Below are 22,300 nucleotides of genomic sequence, written 5' to 3'. Positions count from 1 at the left end.
GTGTCGCCTAAATACTAAACATTCAAATTTAAAAAGTTAAAAAATTCTGATTAAAACGATAAAAATGCGTATAATACGTTCCATCAAGACGTCGCGCTCATAGCTCAGCTGGATAGAGCACTTGGCTACGAACTAAGGGGTCGGGAGTTCGAATCTCTCTGAGCGCACCAACTTGATCATCGACAGATGTAAAATCACAATCAACCGCACCTGCTGCGGTTTTTTTGTGCCTGATCAAAGCCATCATCCTCAACAGTACATTTTGGCTACTCATCGCATACGGTCTCAACTTTATATGTGGGTTTGATTGTGACCTATTTGCAGTTTGTCTTTAGCAGAGTATTTTTAAATCTGATGCTAGGCGCAGTGGCCTCATCTCTAGCCGCAGGGCGAAAACAATAAGAAAACGTGGCAATCTGGTGTAATATCTAGCCCAATTGTTGTAATGATTTGATGGAAAGTTATGTCACAGACCTCGCCAAGCGTATCACTACGTTATTGTTTAACCTTAGATGAATCTCAAGATGGTTTTGCGCTGGCCACTTTTGGTAAGAAGCAAATTACACGTTTTATTACGCCGTTGGTGAGTGTTGCCATTATTGCGTGGGGCTTTTATCTGGGCTTTAATCAGGTGGGGCGCTATTACGTGGCATTGGGCGCTTTCTTTTTAATTTTACAATTGCTGATGCGCTATTGGTTTTTACCCATGATGTTTAAGCGTCAATTTGTGAAATATCAGCTGGGTAAAAGTGAACAGGGCATTGAATTATTTCAAGATTATGCTGAAATCTACGCCAATGGTACCAAACAAACATTTAACTATAGAGATGTGCAAAATTTCGCTATCGGAAAGCTCACCTATATGTTGGAATTAAAGAATCGCACCGTGGTTATTGTGCCTAAACGTGCTTTTATGCAGCCCGCTGATCAAACGTTATTTGAAAATACCTTTAAGAAATAAGTATCCATATTCAGTAGACCCCGAAGATAAGGAAATATCATGTCTCTACGTCCCTCTAAAATTGTCTGTGTTGGCCGCAGTTATGCCGATCATGCCAAAGAACTTGGTAATGCGCTGCCTGATCGTCCGGTGCTGTTTCTGAAGCCGCCAAGTAGCTTAATCAGCTTGCAGCATGGTATTTCATGGAATCCGGCGTGGGGAAATTGTCACCATGAATGTGAATTAACTTTACGTATCGATCGTACTTTGAGTGTTGAAACGGATCCAGTCAAGGCTTTAGCCGCAGTCGGTGCGGTCACTTTGGGTTTAGATTTAACCTTACGTGATTTACAAGATGATTTAAAAAAACAAGGTCAGCCGTGGGAGCGTGCCAAAGCCTTTGATGGCGCTTGCGTGTTGGCAGATTGGGTCGATCTGTCAGAAGTCAGCAATTGGAAAGATATTCATTATACTCTGCATGTCAATGATGAGCTGCGTCAAACGGGAGACAGCGCTTTGTTGATTTTTGATATTGCCACGTTATTGGCTGATATTAGCCAAGTGTTCACTTTAGAGCCGGGCGATGTGGTGATGACTGGTTCACCTGCGGGTGTGGCTGCACTGTACGCAGGCGATCAGTTGACCATGACATTACACGGTCAAAGCCAAGATTTTGTCTGGAACACCTTTGTACAACAATAATTGAAGATGGAATAAAAAAGACCTGAAATTTCAGGTCTTTTTTATTTGGCTCAGTGTATAGATTGTCGCGCAATTCAGCGTAGTTTTGTTTAAGCAACGAGGCTATTTATCTATCTATAGCCAGTTATGAAAATAAGTAACACACGATAGACTTAATAAAATTTACATTAGAGAAAATCCTCACGACCTTAAATAAATATTGAGGTTTAAATATTTTCGAATCGGTGATTTCTTACATTGCTGGCACAAAGTAAGCAAATGCCTGTGTTGAACAGAAGGTTCATCCCTGGAACCTCTGTTCAACCGGTGGCGTCCATGCCACCTTGTCGCGTATCTAATATTTGTTAAAAGTTTATAAATAGAATTTAATGTGCTAATTCTTTCAGAGTTTAGCTATAGATGATGAGTAGCTCTACTTTTGTTCAAAAATAGTCGAAAGTGGAATAGCTAATTTTGCCGACAAATAATCATCAGTTTCAATCAGGGTCGGGCCAAGTTTTTCCATCCATTCATCATCGGGATGAAGGTTGCCAAGCGCCTGACGTTGTGGCAGTGGATAAGGCAGCTGTCGATAGAAACTCCAAAAATCCACTTGGTCTAAATTACGCACCAAGACATAGTCATCGTTATCGGTACGTCTAATCAGCTTTTGCTGCTCGAGCATTTCTACATACGACGGCCAGCGGCCAATTTCTTCACGTCCTAATACGCTTAAAGCTTCTTCATCACTGACCGCATGACCTTTCAGTTGTTTTTTATAAAACAGCTCAAGCAGATCAAGTAAAATAATCACCGGATGGCGTTTTTGTTCTTTGCCTGAATAAAATGCGGTCAGCGCATAACTAATTTCTACGCCTAAGAGCACAATATTCCAAGATAGGAAAATCCACAGCAGGAAAATCGGCACTGCCGCGAAAGCACCATATACAATTTCATAACTGGTGAAATTGGACATGATATAACCGAACAGATTTTTCAGCAGTTCAAAGACAATGGCACTAAAAACACCGGCAATTAATGCGGCTTTAATCGGCACACGGCGGTTGGGAATGGTCCAGTTTAAAATGAAAAAACCCAATACCGTCAGTGCAAAGGAGATACACCAAAAGATAAACTTGCCATTTACCTCGTAACCAACAAAATTATCACTCAGCACCGTCAGTGAGGCCACAGCAGAGGAAATCACAAAAGCACTACCGAGTAAAATTGGACCCAAAGAGATAATGGTCCAATAGCGCATAAACCCAACGATTCCACCACGGGTTTCACGAACTCGCCAAATACGGTTAAACACGGTTTCAATACTGGTTAGCATCATCACGGTGGTAACAAACAAAAATAAAATCCCAATAATGGTTAAGTTACTGGATTTATCGGTAAAGGCGTTAAAGGCTTTATCAAAGGCGATGGTGGTTTTGGGCAGAAAGTTACTGTAAATCAGCTGTTGCAATTGTTGTCGGGCAGGCTCTAAAGCTTTAATGGAAGAAATAATCACCAGAAAAACTGTTAGCATCGGCACCACCGCAAACAAGGTGGTATAGGTTAAGGAGCCGGCTTGTTCACGGCAGCGATCGGCTTCAAAACGTCTTATAACAAATAAAACAAATTGAAACCATGTCTTGTCATAAAAAGGCAGTTTTGTTAAATACTTTTCCAACATAGCAATAAAGTCTCAATTTTTTATCATTTTGTGGATTTTCAAATCAAGCTTAACCAAAAAATGAGAAAAATACCGTATAGTTTTCTTTTTTCACTTTATGTATAAAAATGATGCAGCCTTATATTTTGGTTTTATATTACAGTAAGTATGGTTCCACTCAAGAAATGGCGCACTTAATTGCCAACGGTATTGAATCCACTGGTATGGCCGTGAAAATTCGTACCGTGCCGCAGTTGTCTACCGTGGTGCAACAAGCCGAGGCCAGTATTCCGGCAGACGGGGATATTTACTGTAGTTTAGAGGATTTAGCCCATTGTTCTGGTTTGGCTTTGGGTTCACCGACGCGCTTTGGCAATATGGCCAGTGAAATGAAGTATTTTTGGGATCAGACCACCAGTCTTTGGCTGAATGGTGCTTTGCATCAAAAACCTGCTTGTGTCTTTACCTCATCCGGTTCGATGCATGGCGGACAAGAAAGCACGTTGCTGAGTATGCTGTTGCCGTTGTTGCATCATGGCATGATGATTATGGGCTTGCCGAATGCACATCCAGCACTTTCAAATACCAAATCCGGTGGAACGCCGTATGGTGCCAGTCATGTGAGTGGGCCGCGGCATGATTTAAATTTAAGCCAAGAAGAAAAAATCTTGTGTGAAGAACAAGGCAGATACTTGGGCAAGGTTGCTCAGAAATTACAGGTAGATGCATAACCACACAGACAAGCATAGCCATTCATACTATGCACGTAGAGGGTGGATTGAGGTTAACTGTAGAGTCTTAAGAATATAGCAGCGCTTTCATTTTAACAGCGCAGTATATTCTTAAGCATTTTAAATGCAGCAGATTGAAATTTTATTTCGGTGCTTTAAAACGATGCTTGCATTTTAAGCAGCGGTAATCTAAGAAAACATTTTTATCAATCACCACACCGGCTTTTTTACCAAAAATATTGCCCAAGACACCGCCCGTTACTCCTGCGGCAATTGCGCCGACAAATGTACCGACGGTACCACCGAAAATAACACCCAATGGCCCAGCCACTGCACCAATTGCTGCACCGGTAGATGCACCGGTTGCTGCGCCGCCTACTGTGCCTGCCGTTGCACCAGCAGAAGTCATCAAAATACCACTGATGGTTCTAAGGTTTTTTTCATGATCGCGCTTTTCAATTTCAGCCGATTTACATTTAGGGCATATCATAGATTTTTCCATACACTTATTATCTTCTACTGGTCTTGTCGTGAGTTGCATCAATTTTCTTGTTAAGCACAATAGATATGTCGATCTACTGCCTGAATATTCAACGTGTAACGATAAAGCCTGTAAATTTTAAGGCTTGCTGAATTCTAACGTAATCAAAATCTAGAAGTTTATTGGAGTTGTAACTGAATAGACACCTTGCTGCATTACTCATCTATCTGAATAGCGGCCGTTCATAGGCATGATTTAAACATGCCTATTTTTTATGATAAAAATTACATTGCATTACCTAAAGTGCTGATGCTTTAACAAATTTTACTTTTTAAAAAAGAAATCATCACACAGCCGATGATAAAACTTACAGCATTTTTAGCCATCTTTTTTATAATTCAGGACAGAAAAAACAGACTCTGGAGTTAAAAATGCCTAAATCTCATACCTTAAGGGAAGTGAGTGCCAAAAGTAGTCGCGGCATGGAAATTGTGGTGGAACAGGTGTATGAAAAAAGTCTGGACAGTATGCAGCATGATCAGATCTGGTCAGCCTTACCAAAAATCGCCATCACCAATAAAGTCATCGATTTAAGCCAAGACTATACCTTTACCCATCCGGCTACAGGTGAAGTGTTTAAAGTGTTCAGTCATGAGGTTTATGTCTAAGACGTAAAAAAGCACTTAACGTGCGTGATAATTTTTGAGGATGCATATCTATCTAGCGGTCAATAAAAATGAACGAATAGATGGTTTTTTATTGCCATAGATCTGAGTATGAGCAATTAGGTCATTGTGATGATCATCCGATTCAAGTCAAACTGAGCCACAGCATCAGCAATAGACATCTCGTGTAACTATGAAAAAGAGAAGAGGCGCGGTACTACTAGGCATACTATTGAGTAGCATCCTATTTCTGTGTTGGAACGTTTATGCGCATGCACAGCAGCAAAAAAAAGAAAAACTAAAACAATTAATACAACAGCTCTCTAGCCTGTACGAACGCCACACTTCTGATGCCCAGCATTGCTGATGAAGCGGGTTGATCTCTGGGATTCATGCTTTAAAAAGTCGATATCAAAAATTGTCTAACGATAAAAATAAGTCATGTCAGCCAAAATGCATTATAAACTTTGTTTTACGAAAAAATAATCTTATCAGCTAACGTATTCATATTTAGATATTAAATGAATACTTAAAGCTACTATAGGTAAAATTTCAGCAAATAAACTCAACACAAGCACAGCTTTAGACTCTCTAAATCACAACACTTCATCTTTTTTTTATCATTATGATAAAAGCACTAGAAAAGATTTATAAATTATGTGAAAGGTGATGTTGGCTTTATGCCGTTAAGCACACAAATGGACAGGAGAACAAGATGCTTTATTTATTACAAAGATTATTCTGTATTCAAATGGATCAAGAGCAAGATTATAGCTATAGCCAAACTGAAATTGGCGAGGGTTATGCTTTAGAAAACTCCGAATCATAAATGCTCTAGATAAGCATGAAGACTAATAATTTCAGCAAGTACAGTAATCACTATTTTCAGTTCAACAGGCTCAAGGAGATTTAAAATATGATTCAATTTATTCGTGAATTTCTCTGCGCGCACTGCTATGAATACTTCGATGAAGTTGAATGCCGTAAATGTGGCAAGAAAGGCTCTGAGGCCATCAAGAAAGCTTAATTAAACTGGATATCCAGCGTTATATTTTCAAATTAACCATTAGTGATTATCGAGTGATCATCTAAAAATAATCAATAAAGAAGGGGTAGATAGAACATAATAAGTTTTTGCAAAAATAAGAGATCGTTCAAGTTAAACACTGTGTTTGATCTTTATTTTAGCTGAAATAAAAAGAGCGCCTAAGCGCTCTTTTTTGTTGTGTCGCTCAATGATTAGTCACGGCAAAATGTCACTGTGCCATTTTCTAAAGACTGTACGCGTGCCAAAGATTCTACCCGATAGCCTTTGTCCAGCAACAGTTGACGGCCAGACTGGAATGATTTTTCAATCACAATGCCAATCCCCACCACTTCTGCATTGGCTTGATGAATCAGATCGGCAAGACCTAATGCAGCCTGACCATTGGCCAAAAAGTCATCAATCACCAAGGCTTTGTCATGGGAATTAAGATGCTTGTTGGAAATGGCAATCGTGCTTTCAGTTTGTTTGGTAAAAGAGAATACTTTAGAGCGGTATAAGTCATCTTTTAACGTTAGAGATTGATATTTGCGTGCAAAAATAACCGGCACACCCAATTCCAAACCGGCCATGACTGCGGGTGCAATGCCTGAGGCTTCAATGGTAATAATTTTGGTGATGCCTGCATCTTTAAAACGTGCAGCAAACTCTTTACCAATTTGCTGCATCAGTACAGGATCAATTTGATGGTTCAAGAAAGCATCAACTTTCAGAACTTTATCAGATAGAACGATACCTTCGTTTAAGATTTTCTGTTCTAGTGCATGCACGGGAGACTTCCTCTAAGGGCAGATGCTTTTTAAAGCAAAAGCGTATTTTAAAAAGGCTCTCGAAAAATGCAAGCGAAATTGATCAAATCGATTAACTCACAGCACCTTTGTAGCCTGTTAACAATAAACCATACGATGTTTTGCCATCTTGATGAGAAACTTTGACCGGCGCATAGTCCAGTTTTGGTGCTAACCAAAAGATCGTATCGCGATTCGGCTTATCATGTTTCATCACCACTTTAATGGTATCAAACGTTCCGTACGAGGTTTTAATTTTCTCTGTACCTTGTTTGATAAATTTACGTGCGTCTACGCCTTTGGCATCGGCAATCGGATAACTGGATTTTAGACCGCCGGCTTTTAAATCTTCACGCAGTTGTAATTCTGCATTCAACTCATCTAGCACGCCTGCTTTCCATGCAAATGAATAAGCCTTACTGTCTTTTTTAGTGTTGATGGTTTTCGCGCTGGGATTAAATTTTATGCTCATGGTGTTGTTATGGACTAAAATTTTACTGCTGCGGCTAAAATTATTAGACACAACTTGGTTGCCGTTTAAACTAAATTGACTGTTTTCAGTTGCAGAGGCAATTGCACCGGCTTTTGCGGTAAAAACATAGCTCCAATTGTTGCCAGATTGAGCTAAAGTGCGGGTGGCCGAACCCATATCTTTGCCATTGTAACTAAATTGATAATTGGCTTGAAATGGGCTCATGGCAAAGGCGTTGCCCAGACCACTCAATAGAAGAACGGTACCCATACTGGATGCTAATGCAATTTTTTTTAATATTGGGTGAGCCATAACTAAACAATTCCTATAGAGGGGGAGATAAAGCACGGAGTCTAAATTAACGTCTATTATGCACAGTCATGATGAAGATAAAAATTCATAATTTTAGTCAATCTGTAGCTTTATGTAGTGTTTCTTCTCGAGTCAAACGACCGCACTAATCGCTGCCAAGCGCTTATTTCTGTTTGATTGGAGTGACTTCAGTTTCAACCCGCACTGAATCGAGGGTTAAATCCTCTATCGGCTCTTCAGACATTTTTTTAAACAGCGCGGTTAAATTCACATTGCCCATGACCACCAACTCCGCTTCACGTAACAGCGCATGATTGACATGAACTTTCGCCAAGGTATCGATAATTGAGCGGTTTTTACCCAGCCAACGATTCAAGTCTAAATACAGTAAATCATCTCTAACGGTAATGACTTTTAGCTTTTCTAAAATCATGCCCAATGGATCTTTATTTAAGACTTTTTGATAGAAAAATAAAGCAAACTTCACCGCTAATTTTTGAAATACATTTTTAAATTTCGCATCAATGACTTGCGTATCACTGATTTGTTCAAAAACGATCAACTGGCTTGATTTGTTTAATTCCATTTGGATTAATTTTAAATCTACAGACAAGGTGATGTATAAGCCTTTGAAATCTAAGGTGGCATATAAGCGCAACCAATCATCATGTAGATCGGCGTGTAAATCTTTTAACATCGAGACATTGTCAGTGACAAAACGCTGAAACGTGGCATTCAAAAAGACTTGAGATAGTGGAAATTCACGCTCATCTTCAATAAATCCTTCTGCTTTTTGGTACACCTGACGTATACGTTTAGAGATATTGGATAGTAGCGTCTGCATATAAGGCATCCTAGCAAGTTAATCTTTTTAAACTTGGATCTGTTTTGTCGAAAGTATTAAAAATTCAAGTATTTCATCTTGCAGTTTAGCAAAATTAATTGCACCATTTCATGCTGTTAATTGTGTACAGCTAACTTGTTGATTGAGTTCTCGTTTTTACCAAAAAGTGAAAACTAATTTTATTTTATACTGTTTTTGTGCAGTTTGGGGAACCAGACCTGTGGTCGGTTTAGTATGATGTTTCAGAAAATAAATTTTACGCCTTTTATGCATAAGTGGTGGAAAGATCCTATTTTCACAACGGCAATATTATTTGCAGCCATCTTGCATCTGATTGTTTTAACTTTGCAGTTTGCACTGCCGCAAGAAAGTGATGCAGCGGTGAAAGAAATTGCCGTGACGCTACGCCCCAGTCAAGACAAAGTACAGGATGCTGACTTTTTGGCTCAGGCGGATCAACAAGGCTCGGGGACTTTCCGTGAAGCGCACCGTATGTCCAGTAATATGCCTGCACCGATGTTGGAGCAAAGTGCAGGTGAGCAACAACAAGAAACTGTTGAGCAACTGCAACAAAAGCGTGAATTAAGTTTTGAAGAAAAGGTCTTAATGACCACCTTAAGCTGGAAAAAAGAAGCAGAACAGAATCAGCGTAAAAAAGCCATGCAAGAGTTGAACAGTCAATTTCAAGCCAAAGCTGCAATGGTGGCAAGTTTAGAAGCCCAATATTTACAGCATCAGCAAAATTTTAGTCGTCAGCAAAACATTAAAACTGTCGATGGCATTCAGGCCAAGCAGGATATTTCTGCCGCGTATTTAGAAAAATTTCGACAAAAAGTTGAATTTTATGGCAATCGTTATTATCCGGATGCTGCCAAAGCGCAACGCTTAGCAGGAGAGGTGCGTCTAATGGTGATTGTGAACAGGAAAGGTGGCATACGTGCAATTCGCCTAATTGATGGCTCAGGCCATTCTTTATTGGATGAGGCAGCCAAAACTTCGGTGCGTAAAGCAGCGCCATTTGGTTATTTTGATCAGGGCATGAAAGATATTTCAGAACTGCGCATTGTACGAACGTGGCGTTTCGATCCGGCCGAAGCGGAATTTGAAGTACGTTAGCTTACAAATCGCTGATTAGATTGTTTAAAAACATACAAAACAGTTGATCTAAAAAAGCGAGCACGTGGCTCGCTTTTGATGGTTTAGGCCTAAGCCTCTTGTTCGGTATAGGGATTCGCCAGACCTAATTTGGCTAAGATTTTAATTTCTAAGCTCTCCATCTCTTCAGCATCGTCATCTGAGGTTTCATGGTCATAACCCATCAAATGTAAAGCACCATGCACCAGCATATGCGTGAAATGATCCATCGGTAATTTATTTTGCTGCTGTGCTTCTTGTAATACAACCGGAATACAAATCACCAAATCACCCATGGGCCATGCATCGAGTTGTGCTAAAACTTCTTCTGGAATATCACTGGGAAAAGACAAGACATTGGTCGATTTGTCTTTTTGGCGATATGCTAAATTCAGTTCATGGCTATGCTCATGGTCAACGCAGGCAATGCCAATTTCACAGTCTTGATCCACTTCAATCAAACGTAAGGTGGTTTCCAGCACTTTTTTAATAAAGGCCCGTTTCAGCACCAATTCTGGCGCTTTAAAATCTTGTTGCAGCGAAAGGTTAAGTTTCAACATCAATCCTTAATACATCAAAAAGCAAAATCAGTCTTGAGCATCAGCTGCGCTGTCATGTTCTGCAATGAGCGCTTGTTGCTGCGCTTTGCGTTCAGCACGTGCCTCTGCACTTAGACGGTGTTGTTCACTGTCCCATCCTTCATAGGCTTCGACAATTTTTTGTACCAGCTGATGACGGACCACGTCACGAGAATGAAAACGAGTGATATGAATTTCAGTAATCGGTTCTAAGACACGCACACAATGCGCCAGTCCTGATTGCTGACCCCGTGGTAAATCGACTTGGGTGATGTCACCGGTAATCACAGCGCGAGATCCAAAGCCCAAACGGGTTAAGAACATTTTCATTTGTTCAGGCGTGGTGTTTTGGGCTTCATCTAAAATCACAAAAGAATGATTGAGGGTACGGCCACGCATATAGGCGAGGGGTGCAACTTCAATAATTTGTCGTTCAATTAATTTGGCCACTTTTTCAAAGCCCAGCATTTCATATAAGGCATCGTAAAGTGGACGCAAATAAGGATCAATTTTTTGGCTTAAATCCCCCGGTAAGAAGCCCAATTTTTCACCGGCTTCAACCGCAGGACGAACCAATAAAATCCGTTGAATTTCGTTGCGCTCGAGCATATCCACCGCAGCAGCAACTGCCAGATAGGTTTTGCCTGTACCGGCAGGGCCAATGCCAAAAGAGATATCACTTTGTAAAATACGTTGCACATATCGTTTTTGATTAGCACCGCGCGGATGAATCCGACCTTTACGTGTCTGTAACCAGATTTCATCTAAAGCACTGTGCGCCTGATCAGTATCAAGCTCTAACTCGTCAGTGTCGGTTTGACTGCCTTGAATCATCAGATGCAAGGTATCAGCACTGAGCTCCTGCACCGTTTCAGTTTCTTGGTGTAAGCGCATCAGCAGTATTTCGGCTCGCTCGACTGCGGCAATGTCACCATCAAGATAAAAAACATCACCACGTTGTGAGATTTTAACCTCTAAACGTTGTTCAATTTGTTTCAAGTGTGCGTTATAGGCGCCAAACATGCGCTGTAAACGCTCACTTGAAATACCCGGAAAATTTACGTTACGTCGAATCGCTGCAGTCAAGAGAATTCCTTATAAAATGATCTTACCGATCACCTTACATTACGCCACGTCAGGCTCAAGATTCAAGAGTTCACCGTAAACAAAATTCAAGGTCTTAATGTCGGTAATTTCAATCTCGGCAAAACGTCCCACCCATGCAGCATCCCCAATAAACGACACTAAACGCGTGTTGTCTGCTGTGCCGACCAATAAGTTTGGATCTTTATCTGAGACTTTCTCAATCAATACCCGTTGAATAGTGCCCAACATGGCGTCGGTTTTATCAATACTGGAGCGTTTAATCCACTGCTGCACTTGTGCCAAACGTTGTTTTTTAACTGCATCAGGGGTGCTGTCCGGCAATTCAGAGGCCGGTGTGCCCGGACGTTTTGAATAAATAAAACTATACGAGTGATCAAAATCTAAATCTTGAATAAACTGATAGGTCTCGGCAAAATGCGCATCGGTTTCACCCGGGAAGCCGATAATAAAGTCACTGGATAAATGCATATCAGGACGTACTTGACGCAAGCGAGCAATTTTATCGATATACACATCAATGGTGTGATTGCGCTTCATGGCTTGCAATATATCGTTCGAGCCACTTTGTACCGGCAAATGCAAATGTGAAACCATTTGGGGTAAATCACGGTAGCATTCAATCAAGTCATCGTTAAATTCAAGCGGATGTGACGTGGTGTAGCGTAAACGTCCAATGCCCGGAATTTCAGCCACCAAACGCAATAAGTCTGCAAAGGTGCAAATATTGCCTTCAAAGGTCTCACCGCGATAACCATTGACGTTTTGACCCAACAGCGAAATTTCACGCACCCCTTTTTCCGCTAAACCGGCAATTTCGGCCAATACATCATCCAGTGGACGAGATACTTCTTCACCGCGGGTATAGGGTACAACGCAGAATGAGCAGTATTTTGAGCAGCCTTCCATAATCGAGACAAAAGCTTTATAGCCTTCAACCCGTGGTTCCGGTAAAAAGTCGAATTTTTCAATATCAGGGAAGGAGATATCAATTAATTTGATTTTATCTTTCTTGGGGGTTTGTAGTTGTCCGCTGTGCTGATCGAGCATTTGCGGCAAACGGTGCAAGGTTTGCGGGCCAAACACCATATCGACATAGGGCGCGCGTTTTTGAATGTTGTCGCCTTCTTGAGAGGCCACACAGCCACCCACGCCAATCACCAAATCAGGGTTCTTTTCTTTTAATTTACGCCAGCGCCCCAGTTCAGAAAACACTTTTTCTTGTGCCTTTTCACGAATAGAACAGGTGTTCATCAGCAGAATATCTGCTTCACTGGCATCGGTGGTTAGCACATAACCGTGCGAGTCGCCTAAAAGATCTGCCATACGATGACTGTCATACTCATTCATCTGACACCCTTGCGTTTCGATATACAGTTTTTTAACGGTATCGTGGGCAAGCGTGTGCTGTGGCTGGATGACAGTGTTTTCTGAAGCAGCTTGGGCACTATTGGGAATGAAGGTTTGAACCGTCATGTAGGCTCCTAAAGGATCAATCGAAGAAATCGCAAGATTAGATTGTATCGTCTTTCAATCAAGTAACGAATCTAAGCCAATCACAAGATGCGACTCAATTCAAAAGCTATTTAGCTTAGAACGGACCATCGTGCTGTTTAAAATTGCGATTTGGATAGAAGAAAGGCGCATATTTTAGCAGGAATTGCCGCTAAACTTATAGCTATAAATAGGCGCGTAACAATATTGATTTATGAGCTAAAAATGCTTCAGTATTAATATCGGCTAATCATAAGGTTACATAACACAACAGTAGATTAGTTTAATAATACTTAAACTATTTACGAATGATTCGGTGCGATCAGGGAACAAGCAATGACACAAGGCAGGCCTATGTTTAATCAGTTAATCAATAAAAAATATTATAAAGTGCTTGCTTTGACTTTAGCATCAACAGGTTGCATCTCTATTACACATGCTGCGGACGAGCAATTTAATGATGCCTTACAAGCGGCCAATTCCGGTAACTTAAGTTTATTGCAACAATACCGTAGTTCGATGGAAAATGATGTGTTGGGCTATTATCCTGAGTATTGGTCGCTGAACAATAATTTAGCCAATCAGCCTGCCAGTAATATCGTTAACTTTGCCCAGCGTTATCCGCAATCGGCCATGAGTGAAAAACTGGCGGCCGATTATGTCGAAGAAAAAGTCAAACAAGCCGATTTCGCACCGGCACAACCGGTTTTAGCCTATGTCAGTAACCCCGATCCTGCAGAGAGTTGTGCCATTGCACAAGTGCGTGCCAAATCTGGTGATCCATTGGTGTTTGCTGAATATAAAGATGTGTGGCTGACCACCAGTTCGCAACCTGAATCCTGTACCGGTTTAGGCCGTATGATGCTGTCTAGCCCATTAATGACCGAGCAAGATCGTCAACAGCGTTTGTGGGGACAACTCCGCGCAGGTCAATCCGGTCAAGCGTTGGCCACTGCGCAAAGCCTTGGCATGAGTTTGTCACTGGCGCAATTGAATCAGATTCAAGCCAATCCGTTAAATTACTTATGGTCTGCACCGAAGTCATCAACGGTGGAACAGGCTTACTTGGTCTTTGCGATGGGGCGTCTCGCGGATAGCGATTTAAATACTGCGCTGTCCTCGGTGCAACGTGCCGCGCAAGGCGCGCCAGAGCAAGTGCAAAAAGCCCTTTACCGTGCAGTGGGTTATATTGGTGGCACCACAGTGATGAAGAATAATTTTAACCGTGAAGTGTTGAATTATTTAGATGCCAGTTATGGTTTGCCCTTTAGCGGCGAAGAAGCAGAAATTTATGCCCGTCAAGCCATTCGTTTTAATGCTTGGGAAAGTTTAATTCGGGCCATTGATGCCATGAGCGTCAGCCAAAAACAAGAAGATCGCTGGCAGTATTGGTTGGCACGCGCCTCTGAACAGCGTGGCGATGCCAGCTCTAAACGCACTGCTGAATCGATCTTTAAAAAATTGGCGCAGGGTGATGAATATCATAATTTATTGGCCAAAGATAAATTAGGCCAAGGCTATAGCACTGTGCCCAATAATGTACAGCCCTCCAGTAGTGATGTGCAGCGTTTAAGCCAAGATATCCATTTTAGCCGCGCCTTTGCCTTACGCCGTGTGAATGCACCCGATAATTATATTAATCGAGAATGGAATTGGGCGGTACGACAAGCCTATTTAAAACATGACGATGGTTTGCTGCTGGCTGCTGCAAAACGTGCCACCGATATGGGTTGGTATGATCGCGCTATTTATGCCGCAGATCGCACTGAAAACAAGCATAACTATGCCTATCGTTACGCCATGCCGCATCAAAACTATGTGGTTAGTCATAGCCGTAATGCAGGCATTGATCCGGCTTGGGCCTATGGTTTGATGCGTCAGGAAAGTCGTTTTGTCTCGAATGCGCGCTCACACGTCGGTGCAGGCGGATTGATGCAAATCATGCCAGACACGGCCAAATTGGTGGCGCGTCAAATGGGTGAAACCTATAATCCTGCGGCGCTTACAGACATGAATACCAATATTCGTTATGGCACTTTCTACTTGTCGATGATTCAGAATCAATTAAGCAACAGCGCCGTATTGGCTACAGCCGGTTATAACGCTGGGCCAAATCGTGCGCGCCGCTGGCAACCTGAATTTCAGCCGATTGCCGCAGATCAATATACTGAAAGTATTCCCTTGGCTGAAACGCGTGACTATGTCAAACAAGTCATGACCAATGCCACGCATTATGGTGTGTTGTTGGGTCAAGGGCCGCAGTCGATTGCAAAACGAATGAATGTAATTCCTTTAAGAAATAATCCTTAGTACAGATTTAACTTTTAGCCTAACCAGTAGGCTAGGCAGAAACTCAGTCAACTGAGTCGGTAATAGATACACTGACCACGAGGCTTGATTGACTGCCGCTGCTTGATCAACTGAACGTTAAATTCGTTCTAATCATTTTAATTTTGTTCATAGGTTTGACTGATTGATGATGTTTTTTGCGCACCCTTCAATTTTAGGCAGAGCTGCACTGTTTTTATTCAGTGCTGCGCTGTGTGGATGGTTTGCATCTGCTGTTTCTGCCGCACCTGTGCAGGGCTACGTGATGGCGATACAAATGACGCCAGCGGTGTGTATGTTGGATGCGCAAAGTTCAAAGAAGCGTAAGTGTTTAGAAGGTTATTCATTGAATATTTCAGGGTTGTTTCCTGAAACCATGCAAGTGGATTGTAAAACATCATCTTCGGCCGCGTTATCTCCGCTACAAGCCAAAGTGGTGGCACGGGTCATGCCTGACGAAGCAGCACGTGTACAATTGTGGCATGCCATTGGCGGATGTGTGCCGATGAATGCCAGTCAATATTTTCGTACCGTCATTAATTATGCCGAACAGCTTAAAATTCCGGCTGAATTGACCACGCCGGAAACCAAAAAAATGCAAATCGATACTTTGCGCTCGCAATTTCTACGTTTAAATGCGACTTTGCCCAGCACTGCAATTAAGTTTAATTGTAGTGCTTTTCATGGCAACTCAATCTTGACTGAGCTTAAATTGTGCTACAAAACTAATGGCCAATATAAAGCATGTCCGGTCACAGTGGAAAACAACTGCCCGAACTCATTTACCATAAAAGGTTCTTACTAAGCTTTTAGGCATATTTCATTCATATTTCCTATCAGACTTTTGTTGAAGTTGATTCTGTTTTGCATGCAACAGGGCAATGATTGGAGTACAATCTTTGACGTTTATGATTATTAAGATTAAATAGAACAGCTATTTAATTGCCTTGACTATCCTCAATTGGAGATAATTACATGAAGCAAGCAGTTCGTGTTGCCGTTACTGGCGCTGCAGGTCAAATTGGTTACAGCCTATTATTCCGTATCGCCAGCGGCGAAATGTTAGGTAAAGATCAACCAGTTATTTTGCAATTGCTCGAAGTTCCTTTTGAGAAGCCTCAAGCTGCGCTTAAAGGCGTAATGATGGAACTTCAAGACTGTGCATTCCCTCTTTTAGAAGGCATGATCGGTACTGATGATCCAGATGTTGCATTTAAAGATGCTGACTACTGTTTACTTGTAGGTTCTCGTCCACGTGGTCCGGGTATGGAACGTGCTGAACTGCTACAAGAAAATGCTAAAATCTTTACCGTTCAAGGTAAATCAATTAACGACCACGCAAGCCGTGACGTTAAAGTTTTGGTTGTCGGTAACCCTGCAAACACCAATGCTTACATCGCAATGAAATCTGCGCCTGATTTAAACCCAGGTCAATTCACTGCTATGTTACGTCTTGATCATAACCGTGCCCTTAGCCAAGTTGCAGCTAAAACTGGTAAAGCCGTTAAAGACATCAAAAATCTTACAGTTTGGGGTAATCACTCTCCAACCATGTATGCTGACTACCGTTTTGCCACCATCAACGGCGAAAGCGTAAAAGACATGATCAACGACCAAGAATGGAATGCTAACGTATTCCTTCCAACTGTTGGTAAACGTGGCGCTGCAATCATTGAAGCGCGTGGTTTGTCTTCAGCTGCGTCTGCTGCCAATGCTGCAATCGATCATATGCGTGATTGGGCGCTTGGCACCAATGGCGAATGGGTAACCATGGGTATTCCTTCTGACGGTTCTTATGGTATTCCAGAAGGCGTGATGTACGGTGTTCCAGTGACTTGTGAAAATGGTCAATACACGCGCGTTGAAGGCTTAGAAATTGATGCCTTTAGCCGTGAGCGTATGAACGTGACCCTTGAAGAGTTAGAAGGCGAACGTGCTGCGATTGCGCATTTGTTTAACTAATGAATTTCAGCTTAAGCTGATTTTAAATTAGAAAAAAGCACTCCATCTGAGAGTGCTTTTTTAGGTCTAAACTTTATCTTCAACAAAAAATAACATGCTGTGCGGTAGCGACAACTGAATTGCGGGTCGCTTTGAGCTAATTTAGAAAGTACTAAAAAACAATCAAGCGTTGAGGAGAAGATTATGTTTAATCAACAGCCCACCTTAGAACTTTTTTTTGAACAGTTGGGACTAGATGCAAGCGAACAGGCCATTGATGCGTTTATCGAAACCCATCAATTGAGTATGGATATTCCTTTACATAAAGCTGCATTTTGGACACCGGCACAGCATGATTTTATTATCAGTCATTGGAAAAAAGATGATGAATGGGCCATGGTGGTGGATATTTTAAATGAACAATTACATACCGAGCATCGGCTTTCTGGGTCGTGTGAAATGTAAACACAAATTGACACAACATAGTGGCTGCATAGACTATTATTCTGCGGCTATATCTTATAAGTTAATTACATAATAAAGGACAATGAAACTGATAAGGAGTTTGTCATGTTGAGAAATAATAATCCATCCTTTGAATTACTGTTTGCACAACTCGGACTGGCCCAAAGTCCGGCCGCGATTGAACTTTTTATCCGTACCCATCAATTAGCGGCACATCAAAATTTACACGATGCGCCATTTTGGAACAGATCGCAGCGTGATTTTTTAATTAGTCATTTGGTTCAAGATGATGATTGGGCAATGTGGATTGATGAACTCAATCAACAATTACATATGGATGCTGTTAAAGCACAAGCTGCTTCTGCTTAAATAATTGTAATACCTAAGATTTTCCACTTTAAAAAAGCTCCGTAATAATAGATTACGGAGCTTTTTTGCAATTTAAGCTTAGCGGTGCCAGGTTTTAATGCAATTTGCTTTGCAGTAATTGTTTAAACCAAGCGTCTTGATGCAGTGCTTTAAAAGAAGCGTGCATTTGTAACAGTTCTAAATCAAAATCAGGGCTTTTGCTGTATTTATTCAGCCAATGACGAGTCAATGCCGTTTCATTTTTACACACCGAAGCATAGGCCAGATAAAAATAAATATCACTATGCTGATGTTGGCTTAATGGTTTTAAAATTTGTTGTGTAATCAACGCAAAATGCGGTTCGCGGCTAATCTCAAAGTACAACATATAAGCTTTGGCCAATTGGATCGATAAGTCCAAATACGCGCGCATGGGAATTTCTGCAGATTCGACCCGAGCATGTTCTAAAATAACGATCGCTTCTTGTAGAAAATGAATCTGTTCTTGGCGTAGATGGCTTAAAACCACCAATTCTAAGCGTAATGCTGCGCGCTCTAAAGCCAAATCAGGCGTATTGCCAGTCAAATACAGTTGATCTGTTTCACCGATACGCTCGATAATGTTTCTTGTATCTTCAGACATCGCCTTTACCTTTTTAATCAATTCTGCATATATCGGGTCAAACTATACAATTTAAAGCAAATAATCTTTTGCTGTCATTGCATACGCATTAAAATAAAACACTATCGCGTCGTAACCATGCGGTAATCGATAAGCGCTGTTGCTTGGCTTTGAGCACTTCATGTAATAAATCACTTTCAAATAGCACCATGCGATTAGGCTGTGGCAAAAGAATATGCCACTGTTGATTTTTGTCTTGTAAGCGCAGTTCGCCGCCCCAGTCCGCTTGCCAACGCTCATGTAAATAATAGACCGTCGAGATGACTCGATTATTTTTTTGTTGTGGATTGTCACGGTGTAACGCATAGAAATTTCCGCTGTTGTAGCAGGCAAAATGCGCTTCGACTTCTTTCAGGCCTAAATAAAAATATTGATTTAATCGCTCAGATATTCGCTTAAGGGTTGCAATATGCTGTTGAGCAATCGGCAGTTTTGGATCAATCCATAAAATTTGATCATTTCGAATAGTCTGGATTACGCCATTTTGAATGGCTGCTTCACGAAAAGAGTTTAAATGTGCGCTACATTCTTTAACTAAAGCATTAACATAGTCTTGGGTGTAGATATCATCAATAATACTGAAGCCCTGTTGATCTAAATCGTCAATAATTTGATCAACATTACAGGACTTTGGGAGCTGAATTGCATCCATAGGACAAGACTCAAATAGGCGATAAAAAAGGGTGGCGTATTCTAGAGCAAGATATCCTTCAGAATGAAACTTTTTTTCATGCTAAAATGTCCATTGATTATAGGAATTAAAGAAACATGAATTACCGTCACCATTACCATGCAGGCAACTTTGCCGATGTTATGAAGCACATCTTGTTGCTTCAACTTTTAGCACGTTTAAATGCCAAAGATAAACCTTATCGCTATATCGATACGCATGGTGGTGCAGGTAAATACGATTTATCCACTGCTGCTGCACAAAAATCAGGCGAGTTCATTAACGGTATTCATCGTTTGGTGAAATTGGATGACTCAATTACGCGTAATGCTCCTGAAGGGGTTAAGCAGTATCTGAAAATTGTTGAAGATATGCGTGCTGGTTCTGGTCGCGGAGCTTATCCGGGTTCGCCTTGGTTTGCGCTAGAGGGCATGCGTGATATTGATAAAGCCACTATTTTTGAAATGCAAAAAGACGTATTCCAACAATTATATTTCAATATTCGTGATCGCCGTGCCGGCCTACATGAGCGTGATGCTTATGAGGGTTTGTTGGGTGTGATTCCACCGCCAGAAAAACGTGGTTTGGTGATGATTGATCCGCCTTACGAATTAGAACGCAAAGATTTCCCGCAATTGGTGGAATTATTGTCAGTTGCACATAAAAAATGGCCAACAGGCGTTTTTGCAGTTTGGTATCCGATTAAAGATCGCGCCATGATTGATCGTTTTGAAAAGAAAATGATGAGAACAGGAATCCGCCGTCAATTGGTCTGTGAAATTTGTGTTTGGCCAGACGATACACCAGTCGGTCTCAACGGTTGTGCATTGTTGGTGATTAATCCACCTTGGAAATTCTCTGAAGATGCCGATGAAGCATTACAGTGGTTATTCCCACATTTACGTATGAGTGAAAATGGTGGACATGCTGCGGTACGTTGGTTAGTGGGCGAATAAAACATACATTTTGGTTAGAGAGATACGGTTACAGTTAGGATCGAAGAATGACAAATATAAATAAACCTGAAAGTGAATCTTCTATCGTAGACGAGCGTGGTTTTGATGGCATCACCTTTGAGGTGGAAGAAGAAGAGCATACGCAAGAGGGACAGAAGGTCAAACGTCGTGGTATCTATCTGTGGCCGAATCTTATTACCACTGCTGCATTACTCTCGGGCTTTTATTCCATTATTGCCAGTATGAATGGAGATTTCGCTCATGCAATCTATGCCATTTTTCTGGCAGCTTTATTAGATGGATTGGATGGTCGAGTAGCACGTGCAATTGGTGCGCAAAGCGCCTTTGGTGAACAATATGACTCTTTATCGGACTTGTTGGCCTTTGGTGTTGCACCGGCAATCTTAATGTATAGCTGGAGCTTACATGATTTAGGCCGCATCGGCTTAGCTTGCTGCTTTGTTTATACCGCCTGTGCTGCCTTTCGTTTAGCGCGCTTTAACGTGCAGATTGGCGTGGTCGATAAGCGATATTTTATTGGTGTAGCCAGTCCTTTGGCGGCCATTTTAATCATCACTTTGGTTTGGGTGGGACTGGATTTTCCAGCGATCTTTGATCTGCGTGAAGTGGGTATTCAAGCCACCAATGCAGTACTGATTGTTGCGGCCGGTTTGTTGATGATCTCTAATATTAAATATTACTCATTTAAAACGCTAGATCGTAAACGGGTACCTTTTGCGGTATTACCAATCGCAGTATTTATCTTCGCTGCGATCACTTATAATATCCCAGTAGGCATTTTGGTGATTTCTATCATCTACGCCTTGTCTGGTTTTGTGACCACCTTTATGGCCAGAAAAAATACAGCAGTAATAGACACATGAGACGTCTATACGAAAAATAAAAAAAGGAGCAGGGTATGCAGTTGTTGCACGATTTATTGGATCAATCTAAACAGCTCAACCAAGCTCCGCTTCAGGTCCGCCTGCCTTATCATGCCCAGCAAGGGCGATATCAGATTATTCATCAAGCTTTGATTATTGCTAATCTGCCGGCACCGCTACATTATCTAAATTTCCGTAGCATGATTGGTCAATCTAAAATTGCGCTGTTGCGTAATCAAAATTCACTGCGTAGTCGTGCTTTAGATACTGCCACAGTGCTGAGTAGTGTAAGCCCGCATATGCAAGGGCACCTCAATAGCTATTCAATTGAGCAAAACTGTTCCTTAGGGCAAAAGCACTTTCAATTTGCAGATCGAGAAATTATTTCCGGAGATTTTCCTCGCTTTCAAATGCAGCGTAAAGATCGTGAACTGAGTTTTGATTTGACCATTACCACCAGTACCGTTATTTCCTACTTCACTAAGTTGCGTTTGGGTTTAGCTGATCACTGGTCATTATTGTGTCAATGTGAAGGTGAGATTACTTATCAGGGGCAAAAAATTGTCATTCAGCAAATCGGCTGTTTTGAATATGCACGTTCCATTAATTTCGCCTATTTACCTTTGGCTTTTTTTACTTATCAAGTGATTAATCTTCAAAATAATCGTCAGCTTTTACTTACTCAAATTCGTGATCGTTTTAACCGTATTGTGCAATCGCGTTTATATTTACGTGATGCTACAGCTGGTACCAGTCAGATGTTCGATAAAAACGTTTACTTTAAGGTACATCGACTTTATCCCAAAATAAAAACTCCGCATGGGCAAAGTATGTATTTGCCACGTGAGTTTGAATGGCGTTATGAAGCAAAAGATGGCAGTTGTATTGCGGTGCAAGCCCAAAGCCGCGGAGATTTTAAATTTGGTTTGGCGGCAGGTTATGTCGGCAGCTTTAAATATCAAATTAAAATTAATCAGCATGAAGAAACGGGCGAAAGTGGCTACATTGAATACAGCGATTGTCGTGCTTTGTTGTGGCAAGAACAAGACAAAGCAGAGAAGATGCGCAGTGAATTGATGAATCAAGTGCCATTTGCG

General features: G+C 41.4%; 23 protein-coding genes and 1 tRNA gene. 14 read left to right on the top strand and 10 right to left on the bottom strand.

What is annotated here, in order from left to right; all coding sequences use genetic code 11:
- Nucleotides 1-93 precede the first annotated feature (93 nt).
- The 3 genes from SE27_RS00120 to SE27_RS00110 all read left to right on the top strand — a co-directional run bounded on the left by SE27_RS00120 (nucleotide 94) and on the right by SE27_RS00110 (nucleotide 1,642).
- Nucleotides 94-170: transfer RNA gene (locus tag SE27_RS00120), tRNA-Arg, on the top strand.
- Nucleotides 171-463: 293 nt separating this feature from the next.
- On the top strand, nucleotides 464-961 hold the full coding sequence (locus SE27_RS00115; protein ID WP_039619778.1) for a YcxB family protein: 498 nt from the start codon (nucleotides 464-466) through the stop codon (nucleotides 959-961).
- A 39-nt stretch (nucleotides 962-1,000) separates the two neighbouring features.
- Nucleotides 1,001-1,642, top strand: a complete 642-nt coding sequence (locus tag SE27_RS00110) for a fumarylacetoacetate hydrolase family protein (RefSeq protein WP_039619776.1) — start codon at nucleotides 1,001-1,003, stop codon at nucleotides 1,640-1,642.
- A 412-nt stretch (nucleotides 1,643-2,054) separates the two neighbouring features.
- On the opposite strand, the gene SE27_RS00105 is transcribed toward SE27_RS00110, so the two are convergent.
- Nucleotides 2,055-3,302: a YihY family inner membrane protein gene (locus tag SE27_RS00105; RefSeq protein WP_039619774.1), complete on the bottom strand. Its 1,248-nt coding sequence runs from the start codon at nucleotides 3,300-3,302 to the stop codon at nucleotides 2,055-2,057.
- A gap of 110 nt (nucleotides 3,303-3,412) precedes the next feature.
- On the opposite strand from SE27_RS00105, the gene wrbA reads away from it, so the two are divergent.
- Complete coding sequence (wrbA, locus tag SE27_RS00100; RefSeq protein WP_039623701.1) at nucleotides 3,413-4,012, top strand: NAD(P)H:quinone oxidoreductase; 600 nt, start codon at nucleotides 3,413-3,415, stop codon at nucleotides 4,010-4,012.
- Between the two features lie 142 nt (nucleotides 4,013-4,154).
- On the opposite strand, the gene SE27_RS00095 is transcribed toward wrbA, so the two are convergent.
- Entirely contained in the window at nucleotides 4,155-4,514 is a 360-nt protein-coding gene (locus SE27_RS00095; RefSeq protein ID WP_039619773.1) for a hypothetical protein, read from the bottom strand.
- Between the two features lie 410 nt (nucleotides 4,515-4,924).
- Here SE27_RS00095 and SE27_RS00090 point away from each other — a divergent pair, with 410 nt between their 5' ends.
- The gene (locus tag SE27_RS00090) at nucleotides 4,925-5,161 is read left to right on the top strand and encodes a hypothetical protein (protein WP_039619771.1); all 237 of its coding nucleotides are present in this window, start codon (nucleotides 4,925-4,927) and stop codon (nucleotides 5,159-5,161) included.
- 1,236 nt (nucleotides 5,162-6,397) lie between these two features.
- On the opposite strand, the gene SE27_RS00085 is transcribed toward SE27_RS00090, so the two are convergent.
- The 3 genes from SE27_RS00085 to SE27_RS00075 all read right to left on the bottom strand — a co-directional run bounded on the left by SE27_RS00085 (nucleotide 6,398) and on the right by SE27_RS00075 (nucleotide 8,619).
- Nucleotides 6,398-6,973, bottom strand: coding sequence for a xanthine phosphoribosyltransferase (locus tag SE27_RS00085; protein ID WP_039619769.1), 576 nt, complete (start codon nucleotides 6,971-6,973; stop codon nucleotides 6,398-6,400).
- A gap of 91 nt (nucleotides 6,974-7,064) precedes the next feature.
- Nucleotides 7,065-7,775, bottom strand: coding sequence for a DUF3108 domain-containing protein (locus tag SE27_RS00080; RefSeq protein ID WP_039619767.1), 711 nt, complete (start codon nucleotides 7,773-7,775; stop codon nucleotides 7,065-7,067).
- A gap of 163 nt (nucleotides 7,776-7,938) precedes the next feature.
- Nucleotides 7,939-8,619, bottom strand: coding sequence for a hypothetical protein (locus SE27_RS00075; RefSeq protein WP_039619765.1), 681 nt, complete (start codon nucleotides 8,617-8,619; stop codon nucleotides 7,939-7,941).
- A gap of 237 nt (nucleotides 8,620-8,856) precedes the next feature.
- Between SE27_RS00075 and SE27_RS00070 the strand changes: the two genes are divergently transcribed.
- Nucleotides 8,857-9,735, top strand: a complete 879-nt coding sequence (locus tag SE27_RS00070) for an energy transducer TonB (protein ID WP_039619763.1) — start codon at nucleotides 8,857-8,859, stop codon at nucleotides 9,733-9,735.
- A gap of 89 nt (nucleotides 9,736-9,824) precedes the next feature.
- Here SE27_RS00070 and ybeY read toward each other — a convergent pair whose 3' ends face one another.
- The 3 genes from ybeY to miaB are packed head-to-tail and all read right to left on the bottom strand — an operon-like array spanning nucleotide 9,825 to nucleotide 12,911.
- The gene (gene ybeY, locus SE27_RS00065) at nucleotides 9,825-10,310 is read right to left on the bottom strand and encodes an rRNA maturation RNase YbeY (RefSeq protein ID WP_039623700.1); all 486 of its coding nucleotides are present in this window, start codon (nucleotides 10,308-10,310) and stop codon (nucleotides 9,825-9,827) included.
- Between the two features lie 30 nt (nucleotides 10,311-10,340).
- Nucleotides 10,341-11,417: a PhoH family protein gene (locus tag SE27_RS00060; RefSeq protein WP_039619762.1), complete on the bottom strand. Its 1,077-nt coding sequence runs from the start codon at nucleotides 11,415-11,417 to the stop codon at nucleotides 10,341-10,343.
- 39 nt (nucleotides 11,418-11,456) lie between these two features.
- A complete protein-coding gene (miaB, locus tag SE27_RS00055) occupies nucleotides 11,457-12,911 on the bottom strand; it encodes a tRNA (N6-isopentenyl adenosine(37)-C2)-methylthiotransferase MiaB (protein ID WP_039619760.1) in 1,455 nt (484 codons plus the stop codon).
- A gap of 354 nt (nucleotides 12,912-13,265) precedes the next feature.
- On the opposite strand from miaB, the gene SE27_RS00050 reads away from it, so the two are divergent.
- The 5 genes from SE27_RS00050 to SE27_RS00030 all read left to right on the top strand — a co-directional run bounded on the left by SE27_RS00050 (nucleotide 13,266) and on the right by SE27_RS00030 (nucleotide 18,032).
- Nucleotides 13,266-15,239, top strand: coding sequence for a lytic transglycosylase domain-containing protein (locus tag SE27_RS00050; protein WP_039619758.1), 1,974 nt, complete (start codon nucleotides 13,266-13,268; stop codon nucleotides 15,237-15,239).
- Between the two features lie 166 nt (nucleotides 15,240-15,405).
- Nucleotides 15,406-16,062, top strand: coding sequence for a ribonuclease T2 family protein (locus SE27_RS00045; protein ID WP_039619756.1), 657 nt, complete (start codon nucleotides 15,406-15,408; stop codon nucleotides 16,060-16,062).
- 170 nt (nucleotides 16,063-16,232) lie between these two features.
- Nucleotides 16,233-17,219 (top strand): malate dehydrogenase, encoded by a 987-nt coding sequence (locus SE27_RS00040; protein WP_039619754.1) that lies wholly within the window; start codon nucleotides 16,233-16,235, stop codon nucleotides 17,217-17,219.
- Nucleotides 17,220-17,402: 183 nt separating this feature from the next.
- Nucleotides 17,403-17,663, top strand: a complete 261-nt coding sequence (locus SE27_RS00035) for a DUF2789 family protein (protein ID WP_039619752.1) — start codon at nucleotides 17,403-17,405, stop codon at nucleotides 17,661-17,663.
- A 105-nt stretch (nucleotides 17,664-17,768) separates the two neighbouring features.
- Entirely contained in the window at nucleotides 17,769-18,032 is a 264-nt protein-coding gene (locus tag SE27_RS00030) for a DUF2789 family protein (protein WP_039619751.1), read from the top strand.
- A gap of 94 nt (nucleotides 18,033-18,126) precedes the next feature.
- Here the strand turns inward: SE27_RS00030 and SE27_RS00025 are convergent, their stop codons facing one another.
- Entirely contained in the window at nucleotides 18,127-18,654 is a 528-nt protein-coding gene (locus SE27_RS00025) for a hypothetical protein (protein WP_039619749.1), read from the bottom strand.
- Between the two features lie 88 nt (nucleotides 18,655-18,742).
- Nucleotides 18,743-19,345, bottom strand: coding sequence for a 2OG-Fe(II) oxygenase (locus SE27_RS00020; protein WP_039619747.1), 603 nt, complete (start codon nucleotides 19,343-19,345; stop codon nucleotides 18,743-18,745).
- Between the two features lie 116 nt (nucleotides 19,346-19,461).
- Between SE27_RS00020 and SE27_RS00015 the strand changes: the two genes are divergently transcribed.
- The 3 genes from SE27_RS00015 to SE27_RS00005 all read left to right on the top strand — a co-directional run.
- The gene (locus SE27_RS00015; protein ID WP_039619745.1) at nucleotides 19,462-20,319 is read left to right on the top strand and encodes a 23S rRNA (adenine(2030)-N(6))-methyltransferase RlmJ; all 858 of its coding nucleotides are present in this window, start codon (nucleotides 19,462-19,464) and stop codon (nucleotides 20,317-20,319) included.
- Between the two features lie 47 nt (nucleotides 20,320-20,366).
- A complete protein-coding gene (pssA, locus tag SE27_RS00010; protein WP_039619743.1) occupies nucleotides 20,367-21,203 on the top strand; it encodes a CDP-diacylglycerol--serine O-phosphatidyltransferase in 837 nt (278 codons plus the stop codon).
- Between the two features lie 35 nt (nucleotides 21,204-21,238).
- On the top strand, nucleotides 21,239-22,300 hold a 1,062-nt coding region (locus SE27_RS00005), incomplete at its 3' end, for a DUF6670 family protein (RefSeq protein ID WP_039619740.1).

It is taken from the genome of Acinetobacter harbinensis (assembly GCF_000816495.1).
Classification (GTDB): Bacteria; Pseudomonadota; Gammaproteobacteria; order Pseudomonadales; family Moraxellaceae; genus Acinetobacter; species Acinetobacter harbinensis.
Note: the sequence above shows the minus strand (reverse complement) of the source record. Positions and strands in the feature narration are given on the sequence as shown.

Coding starts and splice junctions, on each gene's coding strand:
- pssA (WP_039619743.1), top strand. CDS start 20,367: ATGACAAATATAAATAAACCTGAAAGTGAATCTTCTATCGTAGACGAG.
- SE27_RS00015 (WP_039619745.1), top strand. CDS start 19,462: ATGAATTACCGTCACCATTACCATGCAGGCAACTTTGCCGATGTTATG.
- SE27_RS00045 (WP_039619756.1), top strand. CDS start 15,406: ATGATGTTTTTTGCGCACCCTTCAATTTTAGGCAGAGCTGCACTGTTT.
- SE27_RS00095 (WP_039619773.1), bottom strand. CDS start 4,514: ATGGAAAAATCTATGATATGCCCTAAATGTAAATCGGCTGAAATTGAA.
- SE27_RS00035 (WP_039619752.1), top strand. CDS start 17,403: ATGTTTAATCAACAGCCCACCTTAGAACTTTTTTTTGAACAGTTGGGA.
- SE27_RS00115 (WP_039619778.1), top strand. CDS start 464: ATGTCACAGACCTCGCCAAGCGTATCACTACGTTATTGTTTAACCTTA.
- wrbA (WP_039623701.1), top strand. CDS start 3,413: ATGCAGCCTTATATTTTGGTTTTATATTACAGTAAGTATGGTTCCACT.
- SE27_RS00105 (WP_039619774.1), bottom strand. CDS start 3,302: ATGTTGGAAAAGTATTTAACAAAACTGCCTTTTTATGACAAGACATGG.
- SE27_RS00025 (WP_039619749.1), bottom strand. CDS start 18,654: ATGTCTGAAGATACAAGAAACATTATCGAGCGTATCGGTGAAACAGAT.
- miaB (WP_039619760.1), bottom strand. CDS start 12,911: ATGACGGTTCAAACCTTCATTCCCAATAGTGCCCAAGCTGCTTCAGAA.
- SE27_RS00070 (WP_039619763.1), top strand. CDS start 8,857: ATGTTTCAGAAAATAAATTTTACGCCTTTTATGCATAAGTGGTGGAAA.
- SE27_RS00110 (WP_039619776.1), top strand. CDS start 1,001: ATGTCTCTACGTCCCTCTAAAATTGTCTGTGTTGGCCGCAGTTATGCC.
- SE27_RS00090 (WP_039619771.1), top strand. CDS start 4,925: ATGCCTAAATCTCATACCTTAAGGGAAGTGAGTGCCAAAAGTAGTCGC.
- SE27_RS00030 (WP_039619751.1), top strand. CDS start 17,769: ATGTTGAGAAATAATAATCCATCCTTTGAATTACTGTTTGCACAACTC.
- SE27_RS00020 (WP_039619747.1), bottom strand. CDS start 19,345: ATGGATGCAATTCAGCTCCCAAAGTCCTGTAATGTTGATCAAATTATT.
- SE27_RS00040 (WP_039619754.1), top strand. CDS start 16,233: ATGAAGCAAGCAGTTCGTGTTGCCGTTACTGGCGCTGCAGGTCAAATT.
- SE27_RS00080 (WP_039619767.1), bottom strand. CDS start 7,775: ATGGCTCACCCAATATTAAAAAAAATTGCATTAGCATCCAGTATGGGT.
- SE27_RS00050 (WP_039619758.1), top strand. CDS start 13,266: ATGACACAAGGCAGGCCTATGTTTAATCAGTTAATCAATAAAAAATAT.
- SE27_RS00075 (WP_039619765.1), bottom strand. CDS start 8,619: ATGCAGACGCTACTATCCAATATCTCTAAACGTATACGTCAGGTGTAC.